Source organism: Olivibacter sitiensis DSM 17696, from assembly GCF_000427965.1.
GTDB classification, from domain to species: domain Bacteria; phylum Bacteroidota; class Bacteroidia; order Sphingobacteriales; family Sphingobacteriaceae; genus Olivibacter; species Olivibacter sitiensis.
The window spans coordinates 1-24,951 of record NZ_ATZA01000057.1; the positions used below are offsets into that span (position 1 = coordinate 1).

31 protein-coding genes and 1 rRNA gene are annotated in these 24,951 nt (G+C 45.9%); 20 read left to right on the forward strand and 12 right to left on the reverse strand.

Annotated elements, in window-relative coordinates; genetic code table 11:
* Positions 1-150 precede the first annotated feature (150 nt).
* The gene (locus tag A37S_RS25480) at positions 151-651 is read left to right on the forward strand and encodes a metallophosphoesterase family protein (RefSeq protein ID WP_051293345.1); all 501 of its coding nucleotides are present in this window, start codon (positions 151-153) and stop codon (positions 649-651) included.
* Positions 652-700: 49 nt separating this feature from the next.
* On the opposite strand, the gene ybeY is transcribed toward A37S_RS25480, so the two are convergent.
* Positions 701-1,126, reverse strand: coding sequence for an rRNA maturation RNase YbeY (ybeY, locus tag A37S_RS0120150; RefSeq protein WP_028298543.1), 426 nt, complete (start codon positions 1,124-1,126; stop codon positions 701-703).
* 123 nt (positions 1,127-1,249) lie between these two features.
* On the opposite strand from ybeY, the gene A37S_RS0120155 reads away from it, so the two are divergent.
* The 3 genes from A37S_RS0120155 (at position 1,250) to A37S_RS0120165 (ending at position 3,600) form a co-directional block, all read left to right on the forward strand.
* Positions 1,250-1,492, forward strand: coding sequence for a hypothetical protein (locus A37S_RS0120155; RefSeq protein ID WP_028298544.1), 243 nt, complete (start codon positions 1,250-1,252; stop codon positions 1,490-1,492).
* 36 nt (positions 1,493-1,528) lie between these two features.
* The gene (locus A37S_RS0120160; protein WP_028298545.1) at positions 1,529-3,154 is read left to right on the forward strand and encodes a dihydroxyacetone kinase subunit DhaK; all 1,626 of its coding nucleotides are present in this window, start codon (positions 1,529-1,531) and stop codon (positions 3,152-3,154) included.
* A 113-nt stretch (positions 3,155-3,267) separates the two neighbouring features.
* The gene (locus A37S_RS0120165; RefSeq protein WP_028298546.1) at positions 3,268-3,600 is read left to right on the forward strand and encodes a hypothetical protein; all 333 of its coding nucleotides are present in this window, start codon (positions 3,268-3,270) and stop codon (positions 3,598-3,600) included.
* A gap of 4 nt (positions 3,601-3,604) precedes the next feature.
* Here the strand turns inward: A37S_RS0120165 and A37S_RS0120170 are convergent, their stop codons facing one another.
* A complete protein-coding gene (locus tag A37S_RS0120170; protein WP_028298547.1) occupies positions 3,605-4,699 on the reverse strand; it encodes an aldo/keto reductase in 1,095 nt (364 codons plus the stop codon).
* 48 nt (positions 4,700-4,747) lie between these two features.
* Here A37S_RS0120170 and A37S_RS0120175 point away from each other — a divergent pair, with 48 nt between their 5' ends.
* The gene (locus A37S_RS0120175; protein WP_051293346.1) at positions 4,748-5,746 is read left to right on the forward strand and encodes a helix-turn-helix domain-containing protein; all 999 of its coding nucleotides are present in this window, start codon (positions 4,748-4,750) and stop codon (positions 5,744-5,746) included.
* Between the two features lie 115 nt (positions 5,747-5,861).
* On the opposite strand, the gene A37S_RS0120180 is transcribed toward A37S_RS0120175, so the two are convergent.
* From A37S_RS0120180 to A37S_RS0120200, 5 genes are all read right to left on the reverse strand, one after another.
* Positions 5,862-6,656 (reverse strand): SDR family NAD(P)-dependent oxidoreductase, encoded by a 795-nt coding sequence (locus tag A37S_RS0120180; protein ID WP_028298549.1) that lies wholly within the window; start codon positions 6,654-6,656, stop codon positions 5,862-5,864.
* A 78-nt stretch (positions 6,657-6,734) separates the two neighbouring features.
* Positions 6,735-7,778, reverse strand: a complete 1,044-nt coding sequence (locus tag A37S_RS0120185) for a hypothetical protein (RefSeq protein ID WP_028298550.1) — start codon at positions 7,776-7,778, stop codon at positions 6,735-6,737.
* Between the two features lie 101 nt (positions 7,779-7,879).
* Positions 7,880-9,646 (reverse strand): carboxypeptidase-like regulatory domain-containing protein, encoded by a 1,767-nt coding sequence (locus A37S_RS25485; protein WP_051293348.1) that lies wholly within the window; start codon positions 9,644-9,646, stop codon positions 7,880-7,882.
* A 62-nt stretch (positions 9,647-9,708) separates the two neighbouring features.
* The gene (locus tag A37S_RS0120195) at positions 9,709-10,683 is read right to left on the reverse strand and encodes a FecR domain-containing protein (RefSeq protein ID WP_028298551.1); all 975 of its coding nucleotides are present in this window, start codon (positions 10,681-10,683) and stop codon (positions 9,709-9,711) included.
* Positions 10,680-11,279: an RNA polymerase sigma-70 factor gene (locus A37S_RS0120200; RefSeq protein WP_245586437.1), complete on the reverse strand. Its 600-nt coding sequence runs from the start codon at positions 11,277-11,279 to the stop codon at positions 10,680-10,682. Before A37S_RS0120200 ends, A37S_RS0120195 begins: the two co-directional genes overlap by 4 nt.
* A 449-nt stretch (positions 11,280-11,728) precedes the next feature.
* Between A37S_RS0120200 and A37S_RS0120205 the strand changes: the two genes are divergently transcribed.
* The 6 genes from A37S_RS0120205 (at position 11,729) to A37S_RS0120225 (ending at position 14,864) form a co-directional block, all read left to right on the forward strand.
* A complete protein-coding gene (locus A37S_RS0120205) occupies positions 11,729-12,022 on the forward strand; it encodes a nucleotidyltransferase family protein (RefSeq protein WP_036603467.1) in 294 nt (97 codons plus the stop codon).
* Positions 12,019-12,381 carry a HepT-like ribonuclease domain-containing protein gene (locus tag A37S_RS0120210; RefSeq protein WP_028298554.1) on the forward strand — a complete coding sequence of 121 codons (363 nt, stop codon included), beginning with the start codon at positions 12,019-12,021 and terminating at the stop codon, positions 12,379-12,381. The genes A37S_RS0120205 and A37S_RS0120210 overlap by 4 nt, the downstream gene beginning before the upstream one ends.
* A gap of 74 nt (positions 12,382-12,455) precedes the next feature.
* The gene (locus A37S_RS0120215; RefSeq protein ID WP_036603470.1) at positions 12,456-12,791 is read left to right on the forward strand and encodes a nucleotidyltransferase family protein; all 336 of its coding nucleotides are present in this window, start codon (positions 12,456-12,458) and stop codon (positions 12,789-12,791) included.
* Positions 12,763-12,945, forward strand: a complete 183-nt coding sequence (locus A37S_RS27845) for a ribonuclease HepT family protein (protein ID WP_211229831.1) — start codon at positions 12,763-12,765, stop codon at positions 12,943-12,945. Before A37S_RS0120215 ends, A37S_RS27845 begins: the two co-directional genes overlap by 29 nt.
* A 27-nt stretch (positions 12,946-12,972) precedes the next feature.
* Positions 12,973-13,089, forward strand: coding sequence for a HepT-like ribonuclease domain-containing protein (locus tag A37S_RS28380; protein WP_425414414.1), 117 nt, complete (start codon positions 12,973-12,975; stop codon positions 13,087-13,089).
* A gap of 311 nt (positions 13,090-13,400) precedes the next feature.
* A complete protein-coding gene (locus A37S_RS0120225; protein WP_051293349.1) occupies positions 13,401-14,864 on the forward strand; it encodes a mannitol dehydrogenase family protein in 1,464 nt (487 codons plus the stop codon).
* Between the two features lie 159 nt (positions 14,865-15,023).
* On the opposite strand, the gene A37S_RS0120230 is transcribed toward A37S_RS0120225, so the two are convergent.
* Positions 15,024-15,938 (reverse strand): SDR family oxidoreductase, encoded by a 915-nt coding sequence (locus A37S_RS0120230; protein WP_036603473.1) that lies wholly within the window; start codon positions 15,936-15,938, stop codon positions 15,024-15,026.
* A gap of 102 nt (positions 15,939-16,040) precedes the next feature.
* On the opposite strand from A37S_RS0120230, the gene A37S_RS0120235 reads away from it, so the two are divergent.
* Positions 16,041-16,385 carry an avidin-fold protein gene (locus tag A37S_RS0120235; RefSeq protein ID WP_036603475.1) on the forward strand — a complete coding sequence of 115 codons (345 nt, stop codon included), beginning with the start codon at positions 16,041-16,043 and terminating at the stop codon, positions 16,383-16,385.
* 16 nt (positions 16,386-16,401) lie between these two features.
* Here the strand turns inward: A37S_RS0120235 and A37S_RS25490 are convergent, their stop codons facing one another.
* Positions 16,402-16,848, reverse strand: coding sequence for an NUDIX domain-containing protein (locus A37S_RS25490; protein WP_036603477.1), 447 nt, complete (start codon positions 16,846-16,848; stop codon positions 16,402-16,404).
* Between the two features lie 271 nt (positions 16,849-17,119).
* Between A37S_RS25490 and A37S_RS28190 the strand changes: the two genes are divergently transcribed.
* Complete coding sequence (locus A37S_RS28190) at positions 17,120-17,245, forward strand: hypothetical protein (protein ID WP_281169886.1); 126 nt, start codon at positions 17,120-17,122, stop codon at positions 17,243-17,245.
* Between the two features lie 16 nt (positions 17,246-17,261).
* Here A37S_RS28190 and A37S_RS0120250 read toward each other — a convergent pair whose 3' ends face one another.
* Positions 17,262-18,161 (reverse strand): LysR family transcriptional regulator, encoded by a 900-nt coding sequence (locus A37S_RS0120250; protein ID WP_028298559.1) that lies wholly within the window; start codon positions 18,159-18,161, stop codon positions 17,262-17,264.
* Positions 18,162-18,252: 91 nt separating this feature from the next.
* Between A37S_RS0120250 and A37S_RS0120255 the strand changes: the two genes are divergently transcribed.
* On the forward strand, positions 18,253-18,975 hold the full coding sequence (locus A37S_RS0120255) for a class I SAM-dependent methyltransferase (RefSeq protein WP_028298560.1): 723 nt from the start codon (positions 18,253-18,255) through the stop codon (positions 18,973-18,975).
* Here the strand turns inward: A37S_RS0120255 and A37S_RS27275 are convergent.
* Positions 18,885-19,280: a hypothetical protein gene (locus tag A37S_RS27275; protein ID WP_157278920.1), complete on the reverse strand. Its 396-nt coding sequence runs from the start codon at positions 19,278-19,280 to the stop codon at positions 18,885-18,887. The two genes, A37S_RS0120255 and A37S_RS27275, sit on opposite strands and share 91 nt — an antisense overlap.
* 208 nt (positions 19,281-19,488) lie before the next feature.
* Between A37S_RS27275 and A37S_RS0120265 the strand changes: the two genes are divergently transcribed.
* The 4 genes from A37S_RS0120265 to A37S_RS0120280 are packed head-to-tail and all read left to right on the forward strand — an operon-like array spanning position 19,489 to position 22,230.
* Entirely contained in the window at positions 19,489-20,115 is a 627-nt protein-coding gene (locus A37S_RS0120265) for a hypothetical protein (protein ID WP_028298561.1), read from the forward strand.
* Entirely contained in the window at positions 20,115-20,405 is a 291-nt protein-coding gene (locus tag A37S_RS0120270) for a winged helix-turn-helix domain-containing protein (RefSeq protein WP_028298562.1), read from the forward strand. The genes A37S_RS0120265 and A37S_RS0120270 overlap by 1 nt, the downstream gene beginning before the upstream one ends.
* A gap of 48 nt (positions 20,406-20,453) precedes the next feature.
* Complete coding sequence (creD, locus tag A37S_RS0120275) at positions 20,454-21,818, forward strand: cell envelope integrity protein CreD (protein ID WP_028298563.1); 1,365 nt, start codon at positions 20,454-20,456, stop codon at positions 21,816-21,818.
* 4 nt (positions 21,819-21,822) lie between these two features.
* On the forward strand, positions 21,823-22,230 hold the full coding sequence (locus tag A37S_RS0120280; RefSeq protein ID WP_036603480.1) for a ribosomal maturation YjgA family protein: 408 nt from the start codon (positions 21,823-21,825) through the stop codon (positions 22,228-22,230).
* Positions 22,231-22,270: 40 nt separating this feature from the next.
* Here the strand turns inward: A37S_RS0120280 and A37S_RS0120285 are convergent, their stop codons facing one another.
* Positions 22,271-23,683, reverse strand: a complete 1,413-nt coding sequence (locus A37S_RS0120285; RefSeq protein ID WP_036603483.1) for an NAD-dependent succinate-semialdehyde dehydrogenase — start codon at positions 23,681-23,683, stop codon at positions 22,271-22,273.
* A 323-nt stretch (positions 23,684-24,006) separates the two neighbouring features.
* Here A37S_RS0120285 and A37S_RS0120290 point away from each other — a divergent pair, with 323 nt between their 5' ends.
* Together A37S_RS0120290 and A37S_RS0120300 are read left to right on the forward strand one after the other, a co-directional pair.
* Entirely contained in the window at positions 24,007-24,330 is a 324-nt protein-coding gene (locus A37S_RS0120290) for a hypothetical protein (RefSeq protein ID WP_157278923.1), read from the forward strand.
* Between the two features lie 454 nt (positions 24,331-24,784).
* Positions 24,785-24,951 (forward strand): 16S ribosomal RNA (locus A37S_RS0120300); the annotation flags it as partial.

Consider the following 24,951-nt stretch of genomic DNA (forward strand, 5'->3'; position numbering starts at 1 on the left):
TTCCTTGGAATAAAACCTAATAATTGTTTGAAGATTGGCTGACCGACTAATTTCTTTTCTGTATTTTTATCACTCATATTTTTAGTTTGTCGTAAAACCAAAATATGAAAAAAGGAGCTTGCCAGATATGGCAGCTCCTTAAATTATTTTTTGTCGGTCAGTAGTGATAAATATTATTACAGTTTTAAGCAAGGACCAGTTTATTGGATCATTCTGGATACAGGCGAAGATAAGCCAGACGACCATCCAGTGTACGCGGGTATTGTGGATTTTGATGGTTATAGAGAAGAACAGGCTAGATGGCTAGAGCAAGTGGTGCAACAAAAGGATTTTTTGGACGCTCCTTATCGGGTGGTGATGATGCATATTCCGCCTTTTCATTCGGGCGATTGGCACGGAACCACGCACTGCAGAAAAGCATTCGATCCTATATTCGATAAACATAAAATAGATATCGTCATTTCTGGTCACACTCACCGCTACGGTGTACATCCGCCCAGTGAGGAACATCGTTACCCCATCATCATTGGCGGTGGTCCAAAGGAGGGAAATCGCACCATCATCTATTTTACGGCAGATCAAACAAGCTTGAACATAGAAATGAAAAGGGATGATGGAGAAGTAGTGGGTGTGTATGAAATAAAGCGGTAACTATGATAGTGCGCGGAGAGATTGGGGCGTAGGTTGCAGTGATCAAAAATTAAAAAATTCTTTTGTCCAGATAGTAATTTTCCCTTTCCGTCATTTTGCTCTTATCGGCAGGTTTTTTATCCAAATAGCCGCATAGGTGCATGATGCCGTGTATCATCACGCGATGCAATTCATCGGTCTCGGAAATACCTAGTTGTTTGGCATTTTCGTTGGTACGTTCCACGCTGATGAAGAGATCGCCATCTATTCGTTCCTCATCTTCGCTATTGTCAAAGGTAACGATATCGGTGTAAGTATCGTGGTCGAGGTACTGTACATTTATCTTATGTAGGTATTCGTCATTGCAAAAGATGAAATTGATATGCCCCGCCCGAAATCCCTCTTCTTTAATAGCAGCTTTTATCCACTGTCTCGTTTTTTCCTTTTGTTTCAGTACAAAGGAAATTTCCTCGCTATAGAACTGTATGTTAGCCATATCTGTTAATATGGGACAAAAGTAATACATTTGAACATAGGTTGGGGCAATAAATAGTGCATGGAATTCATTCTTTTATATCATTGCTAGCCTTTCATAGGCCGCTCATATGAATTATATTCTGTGTACTTCACTGGGAATGGGGCGGTAGCACCAGAGGTAAGGCCGGAAAATACGGTCTTAAAAAGCCAGTTTGGGGAATATGAGAACAGCTTGGAAATAAAGGAAGAACAGCTAATTTACTATCGAAGTTACAAACAGTATGACGGAGAGTACCCCGCTACGACCTATAAGGATCTGACCGCTTTTTACGATGCCATACATAGCGCCGATAGGAAGCAGGTGGTGCTTTTGAAAAAAGAATAAAGCAATCAATTTATCGCTTTCATCTGTTCTAGTTAGATGAAAGCTTTTATAAATGATACCGACCAAGTGGTAAACGATGCCCTGCAGGGTCTTGTTACCAATCCAAACCTGATCCTATTGGATTCTTTCCCAGAGGTAAGGGTAGTAATGAGAAAAGATTGGCATAAAAAGAAAGTGTCCATTATCTCTGGCGGAGGCTCTGGACATGAACCGGCTCATGCGGGTTTTGTGGGGAAAGGAATGCTTACGGCAGCGGTTTGTGGCGATATTTTTGCCTCGCCTTCCGTAGATGCTGTACTCTCCGCTATCCTAGCCACCACAGGGAAAAAGGGATGCCTTCTCATCATAAAGAACTATACGGGCGATAGGCTTAACTTCGGTTTGGCGGCAGAACAAGCTAGAACCTTGGGGCATCGCGTGGAAACGATTACCGTAGGAGATGACGTGGCCCTGGGGATGGATGTACAGAGGCGGGGACTGGCGGGGACCATCTTTGTTCAGAAGATTGCCGGGCAGTTGGCAGAAGAGGGTAAGGGCTTGAATAAAATAGCTGAAATAGCCCAACGCGTGGCCGACCAGACCTATTCCATAGGGCTATCGTTGACCGACTGCCAGCACTTTGACCAGAAAGAGGAGACACGCCTTTCGGATAAAGAGGCCGAGCTGGGGCTGGGGATACATGGCGAGCCAGGTGCCGATGTCATTCAAGTGGCGGAGGCAGATAAATTGATGCAGCAGGCGGTAAGCAAACTGACCGGGCATCTCCCCAAAGGAAAGGGCAAATACGTCCTGCTATTGAACAATATGGGTAGCGTGAGCCCCATAGAGATGAACGTGCTCCTACATTCTTTTTCTAAAACGGCATTGGCCAGGCAGGTAGCCTATCTGGTAGGCCCCAACACCCTGATGTCTTCCATCAATATGAATGGTTTTTCCCTGTCGCTCTTGTTGCTCGACAAGGAAATAGAGAAAGCTTTACTCAAAACGGCAGAGCCGAAATCTTGGCAACTGAATGAATTTGTTTTACCCAAAAAGAGAGTAAAAGCGCCTAAGCTTCCTAAAACCATCCCTTACAGAGCCTCGTCGCAAAAAGAGGTGAAAGAGCTTTTGGAAAAGATGACTGATAAGCTACTTGCCATAGAGCAGGAAATGAACAGCTTAGACAACAAAGTGGGCGATGGTGATGCCGGCTCTACCTTTGCCCTGGCAGGAAAGCGGGTGAAGGAGTCAATAGATCGGTTGCCTTTGGCCGATACGGGAAAGCTGTTGCTCAGCATAGGAAAATTGTTGGCTCGCGAGACAGGGGGATCAAGTGGGGTGTTGCTGTCCGTATTGTTCACCACGGCTGGGAATAACTTTGAGGAAGGGAAGGATTTGGGAGAGGCATTCTTACAGGGGCTGAAAAGAATGCAAGATCTGGGTGGTGCACAGGTAGGGGACAGGACCATGATAGATGCTCTGGCTCCGGCATTTGAGGCCTTGTCACAAGGAAAGGATTTGCGAGAGATAGCAAAGGCTGCCAGGAAAGGGGCCGAAAGCACCAAAAAGATGACCAAGACCAAGTTTGGACGTTCTTCTTACCTTTCGGCATCCAATCTGAAAAACATACCCGACCCCGGCGCGGAAGTGGTAGCGAGGGCATTGGAGGCCTTGTCGGATTAGTCACAAACCTCACCTATGCCGTGGTTTTTTTGTTGATTGTGTAGCGCTTTCGTGCCATATCCGTTTTGGTAATAGTAAATCATTCTAATTGAAACTTTTAACATCATTTTGATATGGCACGTAAACTTACCTCTTTTATCCTTTTGGGCTTTATGGTTCTCGCTACCCTCTCCTGCTCCAAAAACGAGGATGACCCTTACGCGGAACTTCCTGCACCATTGCAAGCCATGGTAGCAGAAAGTGGTTGCGCTTGCGAACCTTATATAAACTTGTATAAGTGGAGAGATCAACAAGTCTTTGTCTTGCTTTTCAGAGGGCCCGCCTGCAACTGGCGTCCTACGTACTATGACAGCAGGGGCAATTCCATTGAAATGGAAGAGGGATATACCTTGGATGATTTCATAAATGAAGCGGAAAAGATAAAAACGGTGTGGACATGTGAGTGAGGCCTTAATAGACTTCATTCTCGTTCCGGGGAAGAATGTCTGGAACGACAGAATCCAGTCCATTAACCCTTGTTCCGGCCTGTGCCAAGTGCCATACCCCGCCCTGCAAAAAGGGAATGGGAAAGCTCAATATAGGTGCTGACAATTGATCCAATGAAGCGATTTCGTCATCTGTTAAGGTAATGAACAGTGCCTCTAGATTTTGTTCAAGCTGTTGTACGGTTCTTGCTCCAACGATGGTTGACGTTACTCCTTTACGAGCCATTACCCAAGCAATGGCAATCGCCGCCACCGTTGATGCTTTTTCTTTGGCCAGAGCAGCCAAGCGATCAATGAGCAGATAGGTGCTTTCGGAAACCAATGCGGGTTTGATTCGGGATAGGTTTCTTCCGCTCTGTATTTGATCTTTGTTTTCCCTAGTGTACTTACCGCTCAATAGGCCCTCTTTCAGCGGAGACCAAGGCATTACACCCAATCCCAAGTCCTGCGCCATGGGGATGAGTTCACCCTCGACAGTCCTTTCCAGCAAGGAATATTCCAACTGTACACCGATGAAGGGCGTCCATTCCCTAAAGCGGGCCATTGTTTGTGCTTGTGCTATCTTCCATGCGGGAGTATCGGAAACGGCGATATACCGCACTTTTCCGGCTGCGACCAGCTGATGAAGCGTAGCCATGGTTTCTTCAATGGGCGTGAAAGGATCGAATGCGTGCATCCAATAGATATCGATGTAATCGGTTTGCAAGCGGCGAAGCGAGTTCTCTAGGGATTGCAAAATGGTTTTTCGGCTCGCACCTCCCGCATTGGGATCTCCGGGATACATGTTGCAGTAAAATTTGGAGGAGATGACCAGTTGATCCCTGCGAATAGTTGATCTTTTAACGTAATCACCAATGATTTTTTCAGCATGCCCCTTGGTGTATATATCGGCTGTATCTATGCTGTTGCCTCCTTGTCCTATATAGTTGTTAAGAATGGTTTCGGCCTCCTTGGCATTTGCCCCCCATCCCCAATCCTCTCCAAAGGTCATGGTGCCAAGCGTGAGCGGGCTGATTTTCAATCCCGATTTCCCCAATGTTCTATAGTTTGTCAAAAGCATATTTTTCTATTTGGAATCCGTTGGCAAAATTAGCCGAGAGGGGTTTTTATGGATAACGGAAAACAAACAGATGATATCGATAATCAAACAATAGGAGCAGATCGTGAAGAAAAGTTTCGTAAGTTTGAAATTATGAGATCGTCCGAGGCATTGATCGCATTTTATCGAAGTAAAGGAAATGAGGGACCTATAAATATCAATACAGAACTCGGCCACTTCCATGTGATGCGGATTGCAAATAGCAGACAGCGCGATGAAGCTATTTCCTTGCTGACGTTCAGGAGAAGGGACTTCTACAAGATAAAGCTTCTGGTGGGAAAATGCAGGTGCCACTATGCAGATAAAACCATAGATATAGATCATAGCGCGCTTATATTTGTCCATCCCTTGATTCCCTTTCAATTGGAAGAACTAGGGGAAAAAATCACCGAGCACTTCTGCCTCTTCACCGAAGATTTTTTCAGTCATTTTGGCCGTATTAAGGAGTATCCCGTGTTTCAACCACATGGCGATGCCATATTCCAATTGAATGAGGAGGAACAGACCTACTTTTCTGACCTGTTCTGTAGAATGGAAGAGGAGCTTCATGCCGATTATGCGTTAAAGTTTGATTTGTTACGGAATTTGGTCTATGAAATGATTCATCGAGCAGTGAGGATGCAAGCCATTGGTCCGGCCAAAGGTAAAGGATCCAATGCCAGTGCGCGTATCCATGCCTTGTTCCAAGAGCTGTTGGAACTTCAATTTCCCTTAAATACTCCGCTGGATAGTATCAGGTTAAAGAAACCCAGTGATTTTGCAAGGCAGCTTGCCATACACGTCAACCACCTGAACAGGGCCGTGAAGCAGATAAGCCATAAGCGTACTACGGCATGTATCTTGGAAAGGATTGTCCAAGAAGCAAAAATACTGTTGAAACATACCAATTGGACGGTTGCAGAGATTGCGTATGGATTGGGCTTTGAGACGCCCTCCCGTTTTATCTTTACGTTCAGAAAGAACGTCGGTCTATCTCCTCTTGAATTTAGGAAAGAGGTAGCCTCTTAAGGAGGCACCTCTTTGTCCTGAATATTGATGGTTTGCCGATAAGTGGTTCTTCTTGAATAGGGCTTCTGACAAAAAAAGCAAATAAAAACTTCATTTTCAGAGGTTATGGGTAAAATCAAAAAGCAGATTTTACCACCCCACCGTCCACACGTAGTGGGGCGCCATTGGTAGCCGATGACAAGCCGCTGCCTACGTATACGATCATATTGGCTACTTCCTCTGCCGTAGCAAAACGTTGCAACAGGGAAGTAGGGCGGGCTTCTTTGAAGAAGTTGGCCTTTACCTCATCCAGGGAGATGCCTTTTTCATCGGCCTCTTGCTGCATGCCTTTCTCGTTGGCCTCGGTCCATGTAGGGCCAGGGAGTATGGCATTGACCGTCACGTTGGTGCCCTTTGTCAGTTCGGCCAAACCACGGCTAATGGCCAATAGCGCTGTTTTGCTAAAGCCATAGTGGATCATGTCTTCGGGTATCTGTATGGCCGATTCGCTTGCGAGGAAAAGGATGCGGCCACTGTTTTTCTGGAGCATCAATGGAAAGTAGTGGCGGGCCAGGCGCACGCCGCTCATGACGTTTACCTCAAAAATCCGGAACCAGTCTTCGTCCGTTATCTCGGCAAAGGGTTTTGGGCCATAGATGCCCACGTTGTTGACCAGTACATCCAGATCGGGTATCTGTTCTATGAGCGATTTGATACTGCCGCTATCGGAAAAATCGCATACCACGCCTTGCAGTTGGGCATTGGGCACGCCGTTTTTTATGTTTTCAATCGCTTCGTCCACACGTTCCTGTGTTCGTCCGTTGATGTATACAAAGGCACCCTCTTGGGCGAAGAGCTTGGCCGAGGCCAAACCGATGCCCGCCGTAGAACCGGTTACCAATACTTTTTTGTTTCTCAGTTGTAAATCCATGATAATACTATTTGTTATCCGAGGAACAATGTAGCTATGTTTAGGTTTGTCAGCCTACGGCAATTTGGCTACGAATGACTAAAGAATAACATGTACACCGGCGATGGCTCCAAAATGGATGGCTTGGAACTGATCGTTCGATAGCTTGTCCCAGACATCCCATTTTACCAAATCACGTGATTCAAGGTCGTTGGTTTGGCTATAGCTGGCCGTAGGCCCCGCAAAAAGCCATAGGCTATTGTTCAATTTGACGGAAGGGAGCAACCGCAAGGAGGATTTATGGAAGGTCTTGCGGCTGAACTTGGTGAGCGTAAGCTGACTGGCCTCTACCTCAAAGCGAAAGTTTTCAGCCTGTACGATATGTGCCCCAATGCCACCTTCTATGCCATAGCGCAGGTCGGTATCATTGCTGAAATTGCCGCCGATACCTAGGATGCCGTACAGCACCCGTCCACCCGAGCGAAAGCTTACTAGGCTCGTAAGCGACTCATCCAGGGAAAGCCCAATGCGCTTTTCCCCGCTTTTCACGATATTGACCAAACCAATGGGATAGTCGCTGCTTTCGGCGATGTTGACAGGGGCCAATTGCAGCCCACGGACATTTTTGGCCTTGTTGGCAATACCGGCCATCTGCATACCCCGCACATCGGAAGCCTTGTTTACCGCGCCGGCTATTTGGAAACCGTCCAAGTTCTTTGCCAGATTGGCAATGCCGGCCATTTGGATACCTCGCATGTCGCCGCGGTTGCTATTGGTGGCACCAGCAAGCTGTGCGCCCTGGCCACTGGTGTGGACTAGGTTGGCTATTCCAGCCATTTGTACGCCGTGCTGGGTTCCCGATGTGTAGTTCAATGCGCCCGAGGCCTGGAGTCCCTGTGCAGGGCCTTTGATGATGCCTGCCACGCCATATAGCGCAAGGGCTTTTTCTCCGGCAGACAGGCCACCGATGGCATGGAAACTGAATGTGTTTGATAGCTGTAGGGCTTGTGTGCCATTGGTACTTAGTGGATATAGCAATCCTAAATGTACTATTCGGTTCTCCTGCCCTTTGGATTGCGGAAGCAGCATAGCTGAAAATAATAATCCCAGGGATAATCTAATTGCAAAATTCTTTAACATCATGTCTTTCATTTTTTATTTGAAGCTATGACGTTATGGGAGAAACTCACCCCTATGTTGCCCCCTATGTTTTTTTTGCGCCTCTGCGAGATACCTCATTTACATCAAAAAAACGAAATCCCTGCTTGCCAGCCGATCCATAGTCTATGTCTGGCTCCCTGGCTCAACAAAGGGTAGTCATTGGCGATGGCAAAGGGTTCGTCGGTCTGGCTTTGCCTATACAGCAGGTTGATGCTGGGACCAAGGAAAGCACGGACTTTTTTGGACAAGGCATAGTTGGCTACCAGGTTAATCCTTTGCCACTGCTGCTGGTCCACATGTTCGGGGATGTAGATTTCGTGGGAGATGATTTCGGTAGCTAGGCTAAAGGGGCGCCGCCCAAAGAGAAACTCATGCCCTATACCTATGCCCAGCACATAGCGCCGTTGGTCAAGAAAAGGATGTATCCCTGCTTGTAGAATACTGTAAAATTGGCTGCTGCCAGAGCTGTAGGCGATGTTAAAAGGAATGATTTCATTACTTGAAAAGCGGAGACGCTGGAATCCGTTGCCCACCAGATTGATGAGGCCAATACTCACACCAGTAGAGGTATCGGCCCTATTGATGATGCCCAGCTGCAGGCCACGGTGGTTTCGGGTGTGGTTGAATGGCCCTAACTGCATACCCCGTACTTCATGGCTGTGGTTCAACAGGCCGGCCACTTGTAGTCCATGATGGTTTTCATTGACCAGATTGGCTATCCCAGCCACTTGTAGACCACTCATGCTTTTATGAACGTAGTTGACGGCACCAGCCAACTGAACGCCGCGGTAGTTTTCATTGACCAGATTGATTATCCCTCCTACTTGTAGGCCGCCGCTGTTTTTTTTGGACCTGTTGTGCACGCCGGCCAAGGCGAGCCCGTGCAGTTCACCGGCTTGATTTATTATGCCGGCGGCAAGCATGCCCCTGGCTTCATCAAGTACAACATTGTTAACACCGGCCAATTGCACTCCACGGAGTTTCCCGCCTACTACGTTGCTGACGCCTGCAGCCTGTATAAACCGGGCATCGAAACGATTGATGTTGAACACCCCGGCTAGCTCCACACCATTGCTACCAGCTGTGTAGCCGCCTATCAAATTGAGGGATACGTTGTTGACCACCTGTCCACTCATGGAACCATGCGAGCTCAATCCCGGTGTCAATGATATTTGAGCGGGGGTATAGGCAAAGAAGCCTCCGATGTTCATGTCGTTGATGCGTTGTCGCGAACCCAGCAATAGGCGGCCGAAAAAAGTGGAACCGGCAGTTTTGTTGCTTCGGGAAGAGCCATAACCGTACTTCATGCCATTCGGATCCAAATGCACCGGAGGAAGGAACAAGGTGGTGGTGTCGCGATATAATTCCTTGCTCACCGTGAGTGATATTGCTCCTTGTACGCCCTTGAGCCGCAATTTGAAATAGCCTTTGTTGTCGGTGAGCGTACCTGTCAGCAGTCTTTTTTCATAGACACTGGCATCGGCAATAGGATTGCCCGTTTTTTCGTCCAGCACATAGCCATTCACTATATAGGTGCTCTTCTTTTCGTCCAAGGGTTCTGGCAACAGGCGGAGGCGAAAAGGGGCTGGCCGGAGTATCAGGTGTCTTTCTGTTTGTTTGTATTCGTACGACTCATGGAGCAGCTGATCCAGCAAAAGCCTCACAGGCCCCTCAAAACGAATGCTTACCAGGCTATCGGTAGGCAGTACGGGATCGCTGTACGAAAAGTAGAAACCTCCTTGTTTGGCCACGCTGTCCAGTACGGCGGAGAGGGGCTGCTCTCTGGCGTTTATGCTTACAGCCCTGTTCAGGTAATTTGTGGTCTGTGCCCGGACGCAAAAAGTTGCCATGCAACACAAAAGGAAGCATGGCAGGCATATGGGATGTATAGTACGGCTATAAAAAAGGCGCATTATTTCAGGATAAACGTATTTCCTCTCTTCTCTACTGAAACGTTTAGCGTCTGGGCTATCGTATGCAATATGGTGTCCAATTGTTCGCGTTGAAAGGTGGTACTCAGCGGCAGGTTGGCAATGCGTTTGTCGGCAATGACGATTCTGATACCATAGGCTTCGGAGAGCACCTCCACCGCGCGCCAGAGCGGCGTACCGTTCAGCTTGAACTCATTGCTGCGGTAGTAATCATACAAGCTATCCGTGCGTTTTCTCTTGATGAAATCCTTTACCGCCGTTTTTGTACTGGCCGTTTCATCCGCTTGCAAACGGATGACCACATCCAGTTTTCGGAGCTGCACTGCTCCGCTTTCTACGATTACCTCGGTATCGTCGCCCTTTTCCTTGATGTTGAAAGAAGTCCCCAATACTTGTACCTCTATGTCGTTCACCTGGATTTCAAAAGGCCGTTCCATGTCCTTTTGCACCTGAAAGAAAGCTTCCCCCTTCATTTTCACCAAACGTTTTCCTTGCCACAGGCTTTCGGTATAAGCTACTTCCGCATTTTTGTTCAGTGTCACTTCCGTTCCGTCAGGCAATGTTTCTTTTCTCACCTCGCCTTGAGCTTTCCAGGTCAAGGTGGAGAAATAGGGGTGATGCTGTTCTATGAGCCAGGAGTAAGTCCCCCAGGCAGCACCAATACTTAGAAGCAATACGGCTGCTACGGTTCTGAGCCAAGCAAAAGACTTCAGCATCGGCGTACTGGTCGTATGTTGCTCTTTCACAGCATCTCTCTTTGTTTTAAACCGTTCCCAGGCAGCGTCTGCATCAACGCTTTGCTGTTGCGCCAGCACCTTGCTGTTGCACCAGATGGTTTCGAGCTGCTGGAAATGCCTGCGGTTTTCTGTACTCGCCGACAGCCATTTCTCTACCTCTTCCCGCTCTTGTGGGGAAAGCTCTTGCAGGAGGTATTTGGTCAATAACGCATCATTCATCGGCTGAAAAGTTTAAAGATTAAATAAACCAATAGGGGCAGGTAGTCTGCCAGCGCCACCCTCAGCGTGCGCAGGGCCTTTCCCATTTGGTTTTCTACCGTTTTGATGGAAAGTCCCAAAATGTCGGCTATTTCCTGGTATTTCAGTTCCTCGAAACGGCTCATCTCAAAGATGATTCTACATTTTTCCGGCAGCTTGTTTATGGCCTCTTGCAGGTTGCTTTGCAATTCGGAGAGCTGTATCCGCGAGCTGGCCGGTTCGCTGTGGTTGTCGCTGCTGTGGACAACGTGCATCTGGTGCTTTTGGCGTACTTGCTGATGTCGAAGTTGGCTCAAACAATCGTTGTGCACCATGCTATAGAGATAGGAGCGGATGGAGCTATGGATTTTTAGGCTGTTCCGCTTCTCCCAGATTTTTAGGAACACCCCCTGCACGATTTCTTCGGCGGCTTCCTTGTCTTTCAGGAGCGAGCAGGCATAGGCGTGCAAATTGCCAAAGTGCAATTTGAAAAGGTTTTCGAAAACAGCATCGTTGCCATTTGCCAGTGCGTCAATTATTTGCGTATCGCTCAATATGCGCTCTTTTAGTAATTCCACAAACTTATATAAATTCTTTTTATAGTCTTTAAAAATAGCCTCATCTGTCCCTTGGTCATTTTTTATATAGATTCCGTTATTTCCGTTTTAAAGCTATGACGCCAAGGTGTGGATGTACCCCTATTCGGGTAATAAAGAAAAAATCGATTTTTTCTTTTATCTTAATAGTTATGGCTAATGACTTTGTCTGGACTTCAAAGGAGTACTGTGATCTGCATGACCATTCCTGCTTTGACTATACTATGGATAACGATTTCTTTAGGGAAAACCGAATATTTGCTATCTTTGAGTAGTTGCTATCGACCTGTTGGCTCGCATATGTTATGGTGAAGATATAGACGAATCTATTTCTGCGAGCGCTTGTTGGAAGCAGAGCAGGAAGGTCAAGTATTTCAACAGGTTAATTGGAAACAAGTAATTAAGTATGATTTTTGAAGTGAGTAATCATTATGGCATATACCAAGAAATATATTGTTGAACGTTTGAGGGAATTGAAACCTTTGTTGCAAAAGAAATACCCTATTAGCGAAATGGGGTTATTTGGGTCTTATGCGCGTGGGGACAATACCGAAACCAGCGATATTGACATTATGGTCGATTTCGATGGGACTATTGGCATGGGCTTCTTCCGATTGGCCAATGAACTCGAAGATGAGTTTAACACCAAGGTAGACTTGGTTTCCAGAAAAGGGATTAAACCACATTATCTGCCGTATATCGAAGAGAATCTAATTCGCATATGAGAGAACGCGATATACGTCTTTGGCTGGTTGATATTGATGATGCGATTAAGAATATCTTAGAATTTACCCGAGAAGTCGATGATGATACATTTGGAAGCAGTTTGAAGGTAAAACACGCGGTTTTGCACAATTTTGCAGTTATCGGCGAAGCAGTTTCCAAATTGTCCGATGCATTTAAGGCTGCTCATACCGAAATTGCCTGGAGGGAAATAAAGGGGTTCCGAAACTATGTCGTTCATGAATATTTTGGGCTAGATGACGGGATTATCTGGGAAATTATTCAAAACGATTTGCCGCAACTCCAAAGGGATATCAATCGAATATTGGAGGCTGAAAACAAAAAGGGTAAAAAACTGTAACTGGAAAAAGTGAGGGAAGGCCATGCACGATACGAATGATTTGCCCATGTCGGAATGTTTGGTTAATTTGAGATATGTACATCAGAGACGCCATATTGCCGAGGCAAGAATATTTTGTTACATTGTGCGACAAGCATAATGTACAGAAACTCTATGCATTTGGTTCTTCCTTGACTGATGCCTTTGATGCCGCCGAAAGCGACGTCGATTTAATGGTGGAAATCAACGAGCGCGATCCCATAAAAAAAGGAGGGCTACTGTTGGATTTCTATACATCTATGGAAGGATTCTTCAACAGGAAAGTGGATATGCTGACCGATCAACCATTGAAAAACCCTTATCTCAGGCAGGAAATAGAAAACAGCAAGATGCTGATATACGATGGAGAAAGGAAAGAAGTACTTATCTGACGTATTAGCGGCCATTGAACTGATAGACGTTTTTTTGTTGCCCATTACTAACTTTCAATCCTATCAATGTGTTTTGAAAACCAATAGTGCTGTCGAGCGACAACTCGGAATCATAGGTGAAGCGATCAATAAATACCGCAAACTGGTTGATTAACCATCCTTAAAGCACGATAAACAAATCATAGCATTTCGAAATCTATTGGTACATGCCTACGACAGTGTCGATGATACTATTGTTTGGGCTGTGATAAAAACACATTTGCATGAGGAAGTGAGATTTGTCCTCGAACAAGACTAAAGAGGGCATAAATCAGTCACTAAAGTAGATAGTCATTTAACACCAAGGTATATGTAGTGTCCAGAAATGGTTTTTGGGACTTTCGTTATAGGTCCACATGCACAGGCGTAAAGAAAATCTGAAATTGACCGGCTAGATGTAGGCGATGGCAGCCATGATTTTTATTTATAACATGTAAAAATTAAATAAAATTTGATGTTTTTTTCATTTTTCTTGCTATTATGGGCCTACTCTTTGCCAAAAGATGGCACGAAGAAAGGTTTTTCCCCAAACAAAAACCTTCTTCTTTTTTTAACGTAAAATAAAGATACATGATTAAAATTCAGCATGCAATCCAACTTGATTTAGAAGAAGTGAATAGCCCTAACTACCATCCGGAGCACATCTCCCCGGGTATCGTACACATAGGGGTGGGCAATTTCCATAGGGCGCATCAAGCTTATTATGCCGATAAGTTCTTGAACGAGTCTGAGGACAATCAATGGGGAATTGTGGGCCTGAGTATCACCGGTTCCGGCGCGAAGATGTCGGAAAAAATGGAAAAGCAGAATTACCTCTATACCCTTACCGAATACGATGCCGATGGGAGTAGTGAGGTGCACATACTTGGCGCTATCATTGACTATATTGCTGGTAAGGACGAGCCGGAAAAGGCTTTCGAACAGTTGGCAGACCCCGCCATTAAGATCGTATCGCTCACCATCACTGAGGGCAGGTACCTGCTTAACAAGGACGGTGAGCTGCCCTTGGATGATAGCGGCGTACAGCATGACCTGCAACACCCCAAGGAGCCGACGACGGCCTTTGGCTACATCGTGGAAGCATTGGATAGGCGCCGGAAAAATGGCGCAGGGCCTTTCACGGTACTGTCCTGCGACAACTTGCAGCACAATGGGGATGTGACTCGCAAGGTAGTACTGAGCTTTGCAAAGGCCAGAAATGAAGAACTATATGAGTGGATAAAGGAAAATGTCACCTTCCCTAATTCTATGGTCGACCGGATTACGCCATCCATAGACAAGGAAGACCAAAAGAAGCTGAACAAGGAAAGTGGTATCGAAGATGTTATCCCGGTCTACACCGAAAAGTTTACCCAATGGGTCATTGAGGATAAGTTTTGCGCCGGTAGGCCCCAGTGGGAACTGGCGGGTGTTACCTTTACGGACGATGTGAGCCTATACGAAACATTGAAGCTCCGCTTTTTGAACGCGGCGCACAGTATGCTGGCCTATCCGGCTTTTTTGGTGGGCTATCGTCAGGTAGATGAGGCGATCCAAGATGCCCACCTGAAAAAATACATCGAGGACTTCATGAACAAGGACGTAAGTCCCATGGTGGAGGTGCCCGAGGAGATGAACCTCAAGAAGTACAAGGAGTCCCTGCTGGAGCGCTTTTCCAATGAGGCGGTGAGCGATCAGCTCGCGCGCCTATGCTATGCCGGCGGGGCCAAGATACCCGTATTTATTATTCCCACATTGCTCGATTTGCTACAGGAAAAACGGGATACTTCTCGCATTGCCTTTCTTTTTGCCGCCTATGCGCATTATCTCAAGGAGCAAAAGGACGACAAGGGCGAAGCCTTTGTCCCCGACGCACCTACATTAAGTGAGGAAGATCGGGATATGATATTGAAAGGAGACAGCAAGGCCATTTTTGAAGTAAGCCCATTCAAGGAGTTCCATTTGGAACAGTATCTCGATTTGGTGGCGCAATATGAGGCTTACAGGGAAAGGATTTCCAAGGAAGGAACATTGGCGGTACTGAAAAGTCTGTAGGAAGGAATAGTATCAAGACTAGCGGTTGAGGCTAAGATATGATGTATGGACAATAAGCCGATAGCGCTATAAAGCATGCCCAGCTATCCATAAAAGGATGCTGGGCATGCTTGTTTTATAAGGCTTATCACAAAAACTAGTGTCTCTAAACGAACACTATTATATAGTAACCCGTCCGCCCGTGACGGGTATAGTAGCTCCGGCAATGTAACTAGCATCTTCGGATGCGAGGAAGACATAGATGGGCGATACCTCAATGGGTTGTCCTGGTCTTTTCATGGGCGTATTGTCGCCAAATTCCTTATAGTTAGGCATGGTAGAAGGAATGAGCGGTGTCCATATGGGTCCGGGTGCCACAGCGTTCACCCGTATTCCCTTTCCGTTTTGCAGGAGCGACTGTGCCAGATTGGACGTAAAGTTCTGGATGGCTCCTTTGGTGGAGGCATAGTCCAACAAGAGCGGCGTAGGGTCGTATGCGTTCACGGACGTGGTATTGATGATACTGCTACCGGGGGGCATGTGTGGAATGGCCGCCTTGGACAGGTAGAACATGCTGTGTATATTGGTGGCGTAGGTATGGTCCCACTGGTCGTTACTGATATCTTCGATGCCCTCTTGGGCCATTTGGTATGCCGCATTGTTTACCAATAGATCAATATGTCCCAGACCATCCACGGCCGTAGCCACCAGTTTTTGGCAGTTTTCTGCCTTGCTGAGGTCTCCCTTGAAGAGAATGGCCTTTCGGCCGGCCTCTTCTACCCACCGTGCCGTGTCGCGGGCATCTTCGTCTTCCTTGTCCGAGAGATAGGCAATCACCACGTCTGCCCCCTCGCGGGCAAAGGCTATGGCCACGGCCTTGCCAATGCCCGAGTCCGCACCGGTTACAACCGCCTTGCGCCCCTTGAGTTTGTCCGTGCCCCTGTACGATTCCTCGCCGTGATCGGCCTTGGGGTATAGGTCCTTTTCCTCGCCGGGAACGGGTATTTCCTGTTGCTTTTCAAAGGGAGGCGCAGGGTACTTTGTCGTCGGATCCTGTAGCTTCACTGTTTCCGTTTCTTCCAATAAGTTGTTCATAAGTAGATGTATTTGTAGATAGATAATAGAACAACAAAGGGATACAAAATTGGTTTAATCATTTGTCAAATAAGGGCTAAAGTGGCTATCTTGTGCTACAGTATGGGAAAAATAGATTATAATAATAGGCGATTCAGGACCATAAGTAATTCGGATAATGGGGAAACATCATCGGAAACGGTGTTCTTGTACCAGCAGGAGGGAAATATCCTAACGGCCAATTATACTGGAGGAAAAATATTGAGGGGGCACCTTATCGGTCTGGTAGATACGCAGGGTCATATTGACATGCGCTACCATCAGGTGAATACCAAAGGTGAATTGATGACTGGTATTTGCCGTTCCATACCAGAGATGTTGCAGAACGGCAAGATACGTCTCCACGAAACGTGGCAATGGACATCGGGCAATCGGTCTGAAGGAGAATCCGTGCTGGAAGAGCTCTGAGCAACGAATGAGAAGCTTATTCTAAGCGTTTGTTTAATATGCCCAAAGCATCGTTCATGATTTGCTCGTGGTCGAACGCAAGAGAGGGTATCTCGTCAAGTTCAAACCATTGCACGGCACTAGCATCGTCAGCGGCCTTTGGCAATAAATTCTCTTTATAAACAAAGCCGACATACGCCATAGATACCGTCCTTCCGCGAGGATCTCTATCAATGGCATCATATAGACCTAGCCGCTCCAGTTTTATGTTGCTTAATCCTGTTTCTTCCTGCAATTCCCTGTGCGCGGTATCGTCTATCCGTTCATCCATGTCCATGAACCCACCGGGAAAGGCCCAACAGTTTTCAAAGGGTTCGTGCTTCCTCTTTATCAATAATACGGCAATGTTTTCTTGTTCATCTATGGAAAACAAGACAATATCTGCCGTGAGGGCAGGGCGGGGGTAAGGATAAGTGTAAGACATTGACAAGCTGTTTTGTTATTTGTTTCAAAAATACTGGGTATTTACAAAAAGCAGGAGATAGTCGGCGTTTTTTTCCGGTGTTCTCTTAAATTTGGGATTTAAGGCCATGTAGGTCTAATTCCCAAGTGGATAAATCGATAGTGCTATTGTGAAGTATCCTCGCCGAAAGCAGGTTAAACAGAAAAAATGAGAAATGGGTTCTACTTATAGAAGGAGAAAACGACCACAAGGCTTGAAAGGTTAAAGCGGGCAAAGAAAAAAAAAGATAGCGATGAAGAACTTTAATGACCTTACAAAACAGAAATGGTTCTGGCCTGTGGTGGTTATCATTTCACTGGTGCTTATATATCGGATAGGTTATGGCGTGGGCCAACTATTAGGCTATTTGTTCAAATAACAAGTTACCTGGTAATTTATGAAATTATGTGTGGTTTATCCAATTGCGAAAACTGTTGCAGGCATTGTTCCGTAAAATAATCCAGCGCAGGATGTATGGCCTCCCTGAGATGAGCCAGTACGAGTTCTGTGGATAGGGAACTGCCTTGCGGAAGCGCCTGCATGTTGATGGGCAGATGAGGGTACTGACTAGCGACAGACTGGGGAACCAGGGCAACCCCCAGGCCTGAAGCTACCAGCTGAAAGATAGAATACATGTTGTTGCACTCGTGCCTCACACTGGGTGAAAAGCCTAGCCTATGGCAACAGGCCACAAAGCTGTTGTGGTAGTCCGGTGCGTAAGTGGCGTTGTAGGAGATGAAGATGGCCTCGGAAAGAGAAGCATCTAGGCCCAAGTCTGCGCCTGCCGGTGAAATCAGTACAAAACCATCCTGCATAAGGCTAGTCATTTGGAGCTTGGGCGACGATATGGGAGCCCGGATGATACCGATGTCCAGTTTGCCACTTTCCAATGCCTGGACCTGTTTGATGCTGGGCACCTCGTACAGGCGTGTTTTTAATAGGGGAAAGCGGAGGCTGAGGTTTTTGACCATGCCGGCCAAGGCCTCCTTCGGTACGGAGCTGATATAACCTATCCTGAAGTTGCCAGAGACCGTTTCTTTCAGTTGCCCGACTTCTTGTTTGCTTCGCTCCAAATCGTTCAGTATGGATTGTGTCCGGGAATAGAAGAGCTTGCCTGCCTCTGTAAGCTTCACGCGCTTGTTATTTCGCTCGAAAAGGGACACCCCTAGCTCTCTTTCCAGCTCCTTGATCTGTCTGGAGAGTGGCGGCTGTGATATATAAAGGGCCTTGGCCGCGCGACCAAAGTGCAAATGCGCTGCCACTTGATGAAAGTATAGGATGTGTCGCAATTCCATGATACTACAAAGGTATCAATAAATGCTTAAAATGATATTTTTAAGGTATTATTGCGTTAGGTATGTTTGCCGTGATCATACGCAAAATAATATGAAGACATGGAATGAAAAATCCTCTACCGAGGAAATAAGACGTCGCTTTGACGCTGATGTGGAACGCTTTTCAAATCTGGAAACAGGGCAGCAAAGTACCGTAGATGCACCCCTGCACCTGCAGCTGATCGTTGACGCTATCGCATGCCTACATCCGCAAGGGGGTCATGTCCTGGATATAGGCTGTGGCGCGGGGAACTATACACTCAAGTTGTTGGAAAAAATGGTGCCGGCTTCTTGCACGCTCGTAGACCTGAGTGCTCCTATGTTGGAAAGGGCTGCAGAGCGGGTTGGAAAGGTCTTTTTGGGCGCAGTAAAAACCGTACACGGCGATATTCGAGAAGTTCTATTGCCCGAAGGCCGTTACGATACGATCATGGCGGCGGCGGTGTTGCATCATTTAAGAGGTGATAACGACTGGGACGCGGTTTTTGGGAAGCTTTTCCGCCTGCTGAAACCGGGCGGCAGCCTATGGATATCGGATCTGATTTGCCAGGAACAAAAAGCCGTTCAGGACATGATGTTCAATGGGCATTACGGTAATTACTTGGCCGCATTGAAGGATAGCAGCTATAAAGAGGCGGTTTTTGCGTATATCGATAAGGAGGACTCCCCCCGTTCGTTGAACTTTCAGCTTCGGCTATTGGAAAAAGTGGGTTTCAGCTCCGTGGAAATATTGCATAAGCACCTTTGCTTCGCTTCTTTCGGAGGTATAAAATAGGGGGATAGAAAAAGGGTGCTTTCCGTGAGGTGCGAGAGGTCTACGGCATGTTTCTTGAAAATGAACTTGAGGAGAAAGATAAGTACCAGAATGCCCATGCTGATGATACCCAAACCGAGCATGGGCGTAATAAAGCCGACTTTCAGCGTTATGATCACAATGCCCAGGTAGCCACATAATACCGTCAGGCAGATAGCCAATAGGATGAGCAGCAGGTAGGTGACGACAAAGAGGACAATGTAAAAAATAGCTTTCAGGGCCATTTTCCTAAAGTTAGGAGACACGGTGATGGTTTGGGTTGACATATCTTGCTTTAAGAAGGATAAAAACAATGCTTACTGGCCTTAAAAATAAAAATAGATTTTTTAATAGCAAATGTGAAATAGATTATGACCGAAACAAAAACAAAGGAATAATTACGGGTCAGCCCTGTTGATAAAAGCGCTTTGTAGGAAAAGTACTTGCAGACATCAATTCTTTTATTTTACTTTGTGTCTCAAAGTTCTTTTCGGTATGCAAGAAAAAGATGTTTATGCAGAGTTGACCAGTATCAGAAACCTGATGGAGCGTTCTGCCAAGTTTATTTCCCTACATGGGCTTTCGGGTGTTCTGGCGGGCATTTACGCCCTTGCTGGTGCCTATATAGGTTACCGTATCGTCTATCAAGCAGGGACAGGCATGGTCTATCGTGACTATTATATAAGCGATGGTGGGATTATTCTCAAATTAGCCATGGTGGCATTGGCGGTATTGATGGCGTCTATTGCTACGGGTGTATTGTTTAGTATACGTAAGGCGCGTTTAAATGGGCAGCAAATTTGGAACCCCGCAAGCAAGGGAATGTTGGTCCATGCGGGTATACCCTTGGTCACGGGAGGTTTGCTTATCCTTATTCTTTTGGTACGGGGACATTTTGGTATCATTGCTCCGGCATGTTTGGTGTTTTATGGCTTGGCCTTGGTCTCAGCCAGCTACTACACATTCCAGGATGTAAGGCGACTTGGCCTTTGCGAAATCGCGCTGGGCTTGGGTGCAGCCCTTCTCCCGGGATATGGGTTGTTGTTCTGGGCGGCAGGCTTTGGAGTCTTGCATATTCTATATGGACTGATCATGTATTACAAATACGATAATAGGAAATAGTGTTAGAACAGTTTGACAAAGCCTTTGAAAGCCGTATACGTCTGCATATCATGAGCGTATTGGTAGCGAATGAAAGTTTCGACTTCAGTTCGCTCAAGGATCTCTTGGATGTGACCGATGGCAATCTGGCTTCGCACTTGAAGGCACTGGAAAAGGAAGAATATATCTCAGTAAGCAAGAGCTTCGTTGGGCGTAAGCCCAATACTCGCTATACGGCTACAAAAAGAGGGAGGGAAGCATTCTCCAATCACCTTGAAGCATTGGAAAAGCTGATTAAGCAGCAAAAATAATTTTTTTATACTTATACTTTGAAATACAAAGTACTTTTAAATAATAAAATGGAAAATCAAGTAGAACGTAACGGCCGCGCAAATTGGTTCAAGGAATCGATTTTGGCCAAATTGTTAATGATAGGAACGTTGAGCCTGCTTTTACTCATACCGTCTTCCTGGGTAAAGGATCTTGTCATTGAGCGGCAAGGAAGGCAGGAAGAGGTGATGGAAGAGATTGGACAGAGCTGGTCAGGAAAACAAAAACTCAGCGGGCCCCTATTGGTCTTACCTTACAAGGAATGGAGACCTAGCAAGAACGAGAAAGGAGATACGATTATAAAAGAATACGTTCAACAGCTCTTTTTGTTGCCGGAACAATTGAATATCAAGGCAAAGACCGATCCTCAGATATTGCATAGAGGTATTTTTGATGCGGTGGTCTATCATGCAGCTATCCGGTTGGAAGGAACATTCGGTGAACTTGATATTAAAAAGGCGGATATCTCTCCCGATCAGATAATGTGGGAAAAAGCCCAGATAGTAATCGGTATAGGTGATCTGAAAGGCATTGGTGAGGTGCCAAAAATAAACCTGGGCGATAAGGTATTGCCTTTGGAGCCCGACTTTTCTTCGTTTAATCTTTTTCAAAATAACCTAACCTGTGTCGTCGATCTAAGTAGTACCAAATCTACTACCCAGGCATTCAACCTGGATCTACAAATAAGGGGAAGCGAGTCACTCGCTTTCATGCCTTTGGGAAAGGAAACAAAAATTGACATAAACGGTAATTGGCCCAATCCCAGCTTTTCCGGAACCTATCTTCCAGAGAGCCGTCAGGTCTCCGATTCCAGTTTCGTTTCAAAATGGCATGTTTCACATTTCAATAGACCTTTTCCGCAACAATGGTCAACACAAGCGAAGCTGCAAATGGAGTCCTTGAGCAATGATTATTCCTGTGGGGTGAATTTCCTGCTTCCGGTAGATCAATATCAGAAGACCATGCGGTCTGCGAAGTACGCTATGCTGATTATCATGCTCACCTTCGTATCATTGTTCTTTACGGAACTTATTATGAAAAGGACGGTTCATATCATCCAGTATGTCCTAATAGGATTGGCTATGATAATTTACTATAGTCTTTTGCTGTCTTTAGCGGAGCAGGTAGGATTCTCTTGGGCCTATTTTATCGCATCGGTAGCCACTATACTGCTTATTAGTTCTTTTGTCCTTGCCTTGTTGAAGAACAGGAGAGCAGCGGCAATCTTAACTGGGGTTCTTACCGTCTTTTATATATTTGTTTACGTCATTATACAATTGCAGGAAATAGCACTTTTGGCAGGTAGTATTGGTTTGTTTGTCGTGGTAGCCCTCCTGATGTACGCTTCTTCGAAGATAAACTGGGATAGCCGTCAGAAACCAATAACTCCATAGACAGATGATTTTTATATTCCGCTTTCAAAAGAACTATTTTTTGCTCATGCTCCTCCTGTTCGTCACGGAGATAGTGATTGCGCTCTATGTGCACGATACCATTATTAGGCCCTATATCGGCGATCTGTTGGTAGTCATTTTATTATACTGCGCAGTGAGAGGCCTTGTGTCTGTTTCCATCATCAAAACGGCTATTTTTGTCCTGCTGTTTGCTTACGTGGTAGAGATCAGTCAGTATTATCACTTGATAGATTACCTCGGATGGAGCGGTTCCGCCTTGGCCAGGACGGTGATGGGTATTGGCTTTAGTTGGATTGACATGGTGGCTTATACGGGAGGTATAGTTATTGTCTTGTTTGTGGAACGGATTTTTGCAAGACGGACAAAAAACGAAAGAGCGGCTGTTGCTTGATGCAGCCGCTCTTTTGCTAAGTCAATAGATGTTTGTCTAACTAATAAGGATTATCCACACTAGTTACACGGATCAATTTGGCATTTACAAACTCGTATATACCTGCGGGGGATTGTTCCCTTCCGTAACCAGATTTTTTTGTACCACCAAATGGCAGTTCAGGAGTAATACCGGTCAAGTGATTGATGTACACCATACCAGTATCTATCTGGCGAGCCACGTTAATTGCCCTTTCCTCATTGGAGCTAAATATGGATCCACCTAGACCGAATGATGTATCGTTGGCCAATTCAATAGCTTCGTTTTCGTCTTTTACGACATAGAACATAAATACAGGACCAAATATTTCGTCACTATAAGCAGAATTTCCTTTCTTGATGCCCGTGAGCAAGGTGGGTTCTACAAATGCGCCGGGTCTGTCCACACGATGTCCGCCAAAGACGAGCTGGGCACCTTCCTCTACGGCCTTTTCTATTTGCTTTACTACATCTTGAGCGGCTTTTTCTGAACTCAATGGAGCTACATCTGTTTCTGCTTCCAGCGGATTCCCTACTTTTAAGGTGGGGAATATCGCTTTCACCTTTTCCAAGAATTCGTCTGCTATGCTTTCTTCCACGATGATTCTCTTATTAGAGGTACACACCTGTCCGGCATTCCACATCCTGCTGTAAACGGCTGCCTTTACGGCATCATCAATATTGGCATCGTTCAAAACGATGAACGCGTCACTACCGCCAAGCTCGAGCGTAGATTTCTTGATGTTCTTTCCGGCAGCCGAGGCTATGCTGGCACCAGCAGGCTCGCTACCAGTTAGGGATACCGCTTTGATGCGTTCATCCGAAACAATATCTTCTACTTGAGAGCCGGGCAAGAAAAGGTTTTGATACACTCCTTTAGGAGCCCCAGCTTCCAAAAAGATTTCTTCCATGATAGCGGCACATTGTGGTACGATAGAAGCATGTTTAAGCACTACGGTATTGCCCGCCATGATGTTGGGTGCGGCAGAACGCGTAATTTGATAGAAAGGGAAATTCCATGGTTGTACACTTAAGAGTACACCGAGTGGTTCATAGCTTAAGAAAGCCTTGCCAATTGGGGTTTCCAGTGGGGCATCGGCCAAGAATTTTTCCCCATTGTCTGCATAGTAGTCGAAGATATTGGCGCTCAGCTCCACTTCGGCGATGCTTTCGCTCAGGCGCTTTCCCATTTCTTGGGTAGCCAACTTACCAAGATCTTCTTTCCGCTCGCGCAGGATGCCAGCTACTTTGTGCAACAGGGATGCTCGCTGTGCGAATGGCGTACGTCTCCATGTTTTGAAGGCCTCATCGGCCAAGCCAATACGTTGGTCAATTTCTTCCTTGCTCATCACCTCATATTCTTTATTGAGGCTATTGTCAAATGGATTTATTGATTTGATGGTTGATTTTTTTGATTCTAAAACAGCACTTTCCATTGTATATAATTTTTATTAAATGAAACCTTAAATGATTGTCTGTATAGTTTTAATCAAAAGTGATTCCAAAAACTGCATGAATTGTCATAATAATGGAATGTTAAATTTAATATCAAAAAAAGCCTGAAGAAATATGATCTATCTTTATAGGTAGGCTCTCGGAATTGATTTACATTTGGGAATTGCAATTAGTAATTTAGACATCTATGAACAAAAATAAATTTATCAAAGAGCTTGCCCTAACTATTCCACTTGCCATTTTTGCAATAAGTTGTACAAGTTCATCTTCAAAGTGTATTTATTCAAGCGTAGTCATCAAAGCGATGATTAACGACAGGACCATTGATGAAAAACAAGTTCGTGGTTGTTTCATTGTTCATGAAACGGAGGACAATATCGTAGAGATTAGTCTTAGGGATAGCAGTGAAACGTTCAGCATGCATTATGTCAAGCCAAAAGATTCCATTTCTGGTAATCCGTATATCCCGCATCTTGATGTAAAGACGAATGGATCGATAAGTGCATGGACCCAGGATAAGGGACATGTTATTTATTATCAGGAGAAAGACAAATCATTGGCTTTTTCGTTCAGCGATGATACAACAAAGGATAATCGTGTGTCAGGTATTCTAGTTTTTCAACAGTAAGACACGGGTTCAAGAAATTTCTTTATTTTTTCCATCAGGTAATCAATGTGTTAGGTTTTTTTGTAAAAAAAGGGGTGTTTTGGATTTGGAAAGGGGGATATAGTTTCTACCTTTGCACTCCGCAAACGAGGGGATGCGGTAGTTTTTTGAGGTCTTGAGGGGTGTTTTTTTGGAGTGCGGGGGGCATTGAGGGGGTTTGAAAAAAAAGCGAGAAAACATTTGGAAAGACGGTGCGGGGTTCTTACCTTTGCAGCCCCGAAAGGGGGAAAGGATACTAGGGGCCGGCGCCCCTGAGATCTGCCAGGCCGAAGCGCGAAGCGGGTGCAATGAGGTTCTTTGAAAATACAGGTTGGAATAGACAGAGCAGCGGTACCCGGGAGGGCCGTCGGGGCGTCCACGGGCGTCTTGCGGTCCTCCGGGTGCCCGGAAGATACAATTAATAGAAGACACAATTACAATGGAGAGTTTGATCCTGGCTCAGGATGAACGCTAGCGGCAGGCCTAATACATGCAAGTCGGACGGGATCCAGTAGCTTGCTACTGGTGAGAGTGGCGGACGGGTGCGTAACGCGTGAGCAACCTGCCCACGTCAGGGGGATAGCCCCTCGAAAGAGGGATTAA

What these genes read in the sequence shown, in the direction of transcription:
- ybeY (WP_028298543.1), bottom strand. Translation starts at nt 1,126, where the DNA reads ATGGCTAACATACAGTTCTATAGCGAGGAAATTTCCTTTGTACTGAAA.
- A37S_RS0120160 (WP_028298545.1), top strand. Translation starts at nt 1,529, where the DNA reads ATGAAAGCTTTTATAAATGATACCGACCAAGTGGTAAACGATGCCCTG.
- A37S_RS0120165 (WP_028298546.1), top strand. Translation starts at nt 3,268, where the DNA reads ATGGCACGTAAACTTACCTCTTTTATCCTTTTGGGCTTTATGGTTCTC.
- A37S_RS0120170 (WP_028298547.1), bottom strand. Translation starts at nt 4,699, where the DNA reads ATGCTTTTGACAAACTATAGAACATTGGGGAAATCGGGATTGAAAATC.
- A37S_RS0120175 (WP_051293346.1), top strand. Translation starts at nt 4,748, where the DNA reads ATGGATAACGGAAAACAAACAGATGATATCGATAATCAAACAATAGGA.
- A37S_RS0120180 (WP_028298549.1), bottom strand. Translation starts at nt 6,656, where the DNA reads ATGGATTTACAACTGAGAAACAAAAAAGTATTGGTAACCGGTTCTACG.
- A37S_RS0120185 (WP_028298550.1), bottom strand. Translation starts at nt 7,778, where the DNA reads ATGATGTTAAAGAATTTTGCAATTAGATTATCCCTGGGATTATTATTT.
- A37S_RS25485 (WP_051293348.1), bottom strand. Translation starts at nt 9,646, where the DNA reads ATGGCAACTTTTTGCGTCCGGGCACAGACCACAAATTACCTGAACAGG.
- A37S_RS0120195 (WP_028298551.1), bottom strand. Translation starts at nt 10,683, where the DNA reads ATGAATGATGCGTTATTGACCAAATACCTCCTGCAAGAGCTTTCCCCA.
- A37S_RS0120205 (WP_036603467.1), top strand. Translation starts at nt 11,729, where the DNA reads ATGGCATATACCAAGAAATATATTGTTGAACGTTTGAGGGAATTGAAA.
- A37S_RS0120210 (WP_028298554.1), top strand. Translation starts at nt 12,019, where the DNA reads ATGAGAGAACGCGATATACGTCTTTGGCTGGTTGATATTGATGATGCG.
- A37S_RS0120215 (WP_036603470.1), top strand. Translation starts at nt 12,456, where the DNA reads ATGTACATCAGAGACGCCATATTGCCGAGGCAAGAATATTTTGTTACA.
- A37S_RS27845 (WP_211229831.1), top strand. Translation starts at nt 12,763, where the DNA reads ATGGAGAAAGGAAAGAAGTACTTATCTGACGTATTAGCGGCCATTGAA.
- A37S_RS0120225 (WP_051293349.1), top strand. Translation starts at nt 13,401, where the DNA reads ATGATTAAAATTCAGCATGCAATCCAACTTGATTTAGAAGAAGTGAAT.
- A37S_RS0120230 (WP_036603473.1), bottom strand. Translation starts at nt 15,938, where the DNA reads ATGAACAACTTATTGGAAGAAACGGAAACAGTGAAGCTACAGGATCCG.
- A37S_RS0120235 (WP_036603475.1), top strand. Translation starts at nt 16,041, where the DNA reads ATGGGAAAAATAGATTATAATAATAGGCGATTCAGGACCATAAGTAAT.
- A37S_RS25490 (WP_036603477.1), bottom strand. Translation starts at nt 16,848, where the DNA reads ATGTCTTACACTTATCCTTACCCCCGCCCTGCCCTCACGGCAGATATT.
- A37S_RS28190 (WP_281169886.1), top strand. Translation starts at nt 17,120, where the DNA reads ATGAAGAACTTTAATGACCTTACAAAACAGAAATGGTTCTGGCCTGTG.
- A37S_RS0120250 (WP_028298559.1), bottom strand. Translation starts at nt 18,161, where the DNA reads ATGGAATTGCGACACATCCTATACTTTCATCAAGTGGCAGCGCATTTG.
- A37S_RS0120255 (WP_028298560.1), top strand. Translation starts at nt 18,253, where the DNA reads ATGAAGACATGGAATGAAAAATCCTCTACCGAGGAAATAAGACGTCGC.
- A37S_RS27275 (WP_157278920.1), bottom strand. Translation starts at nt 19,280, where the DNA reads ATGTCAACCCAAACCATCACCGTGTCTCCTAACTTTAGGAAAATGGCC.
- A37S_RS0120265 (WP_028298561.1), top strand. Translation starts at nt 19,489, where the DNA reads ATGCAAGAAAAAGATGTTTATGCAGAGTTGACCAGTATCAGAAACCTG.
- creD (WP_028298563.1), top strand. Translation starts at nt 20,454, where the DNA reads ATGGAAAATCAAGTAGAACGTAACGGCCGCGCAAATTGGTTCAAGGAA.
- A37S_RS0120280 (WP_036603480.1), top strand. Translation starts at nt 21,823, where the DNA reads ATGATTTTTATATTCCGCTTTCAAAAGAACTATTTTTTGCTCATGCTC.
- A37S_RS0120285 (WP_036603483.1), bottom strand. Translation starts at nt 23,683, where the DNA reads ATGGAAAGTGCTGTTTTAGAATCAAAAAAATCAACCATCAAATCAATA.
- A37S_RS0120290 (WP_157278923.1), top strand. Translation starts at nt 24,007, where the DNA reads ATGATTAACGACAGGACCATTGATGAAAAACAAGTTCGTGGTTGTTTC.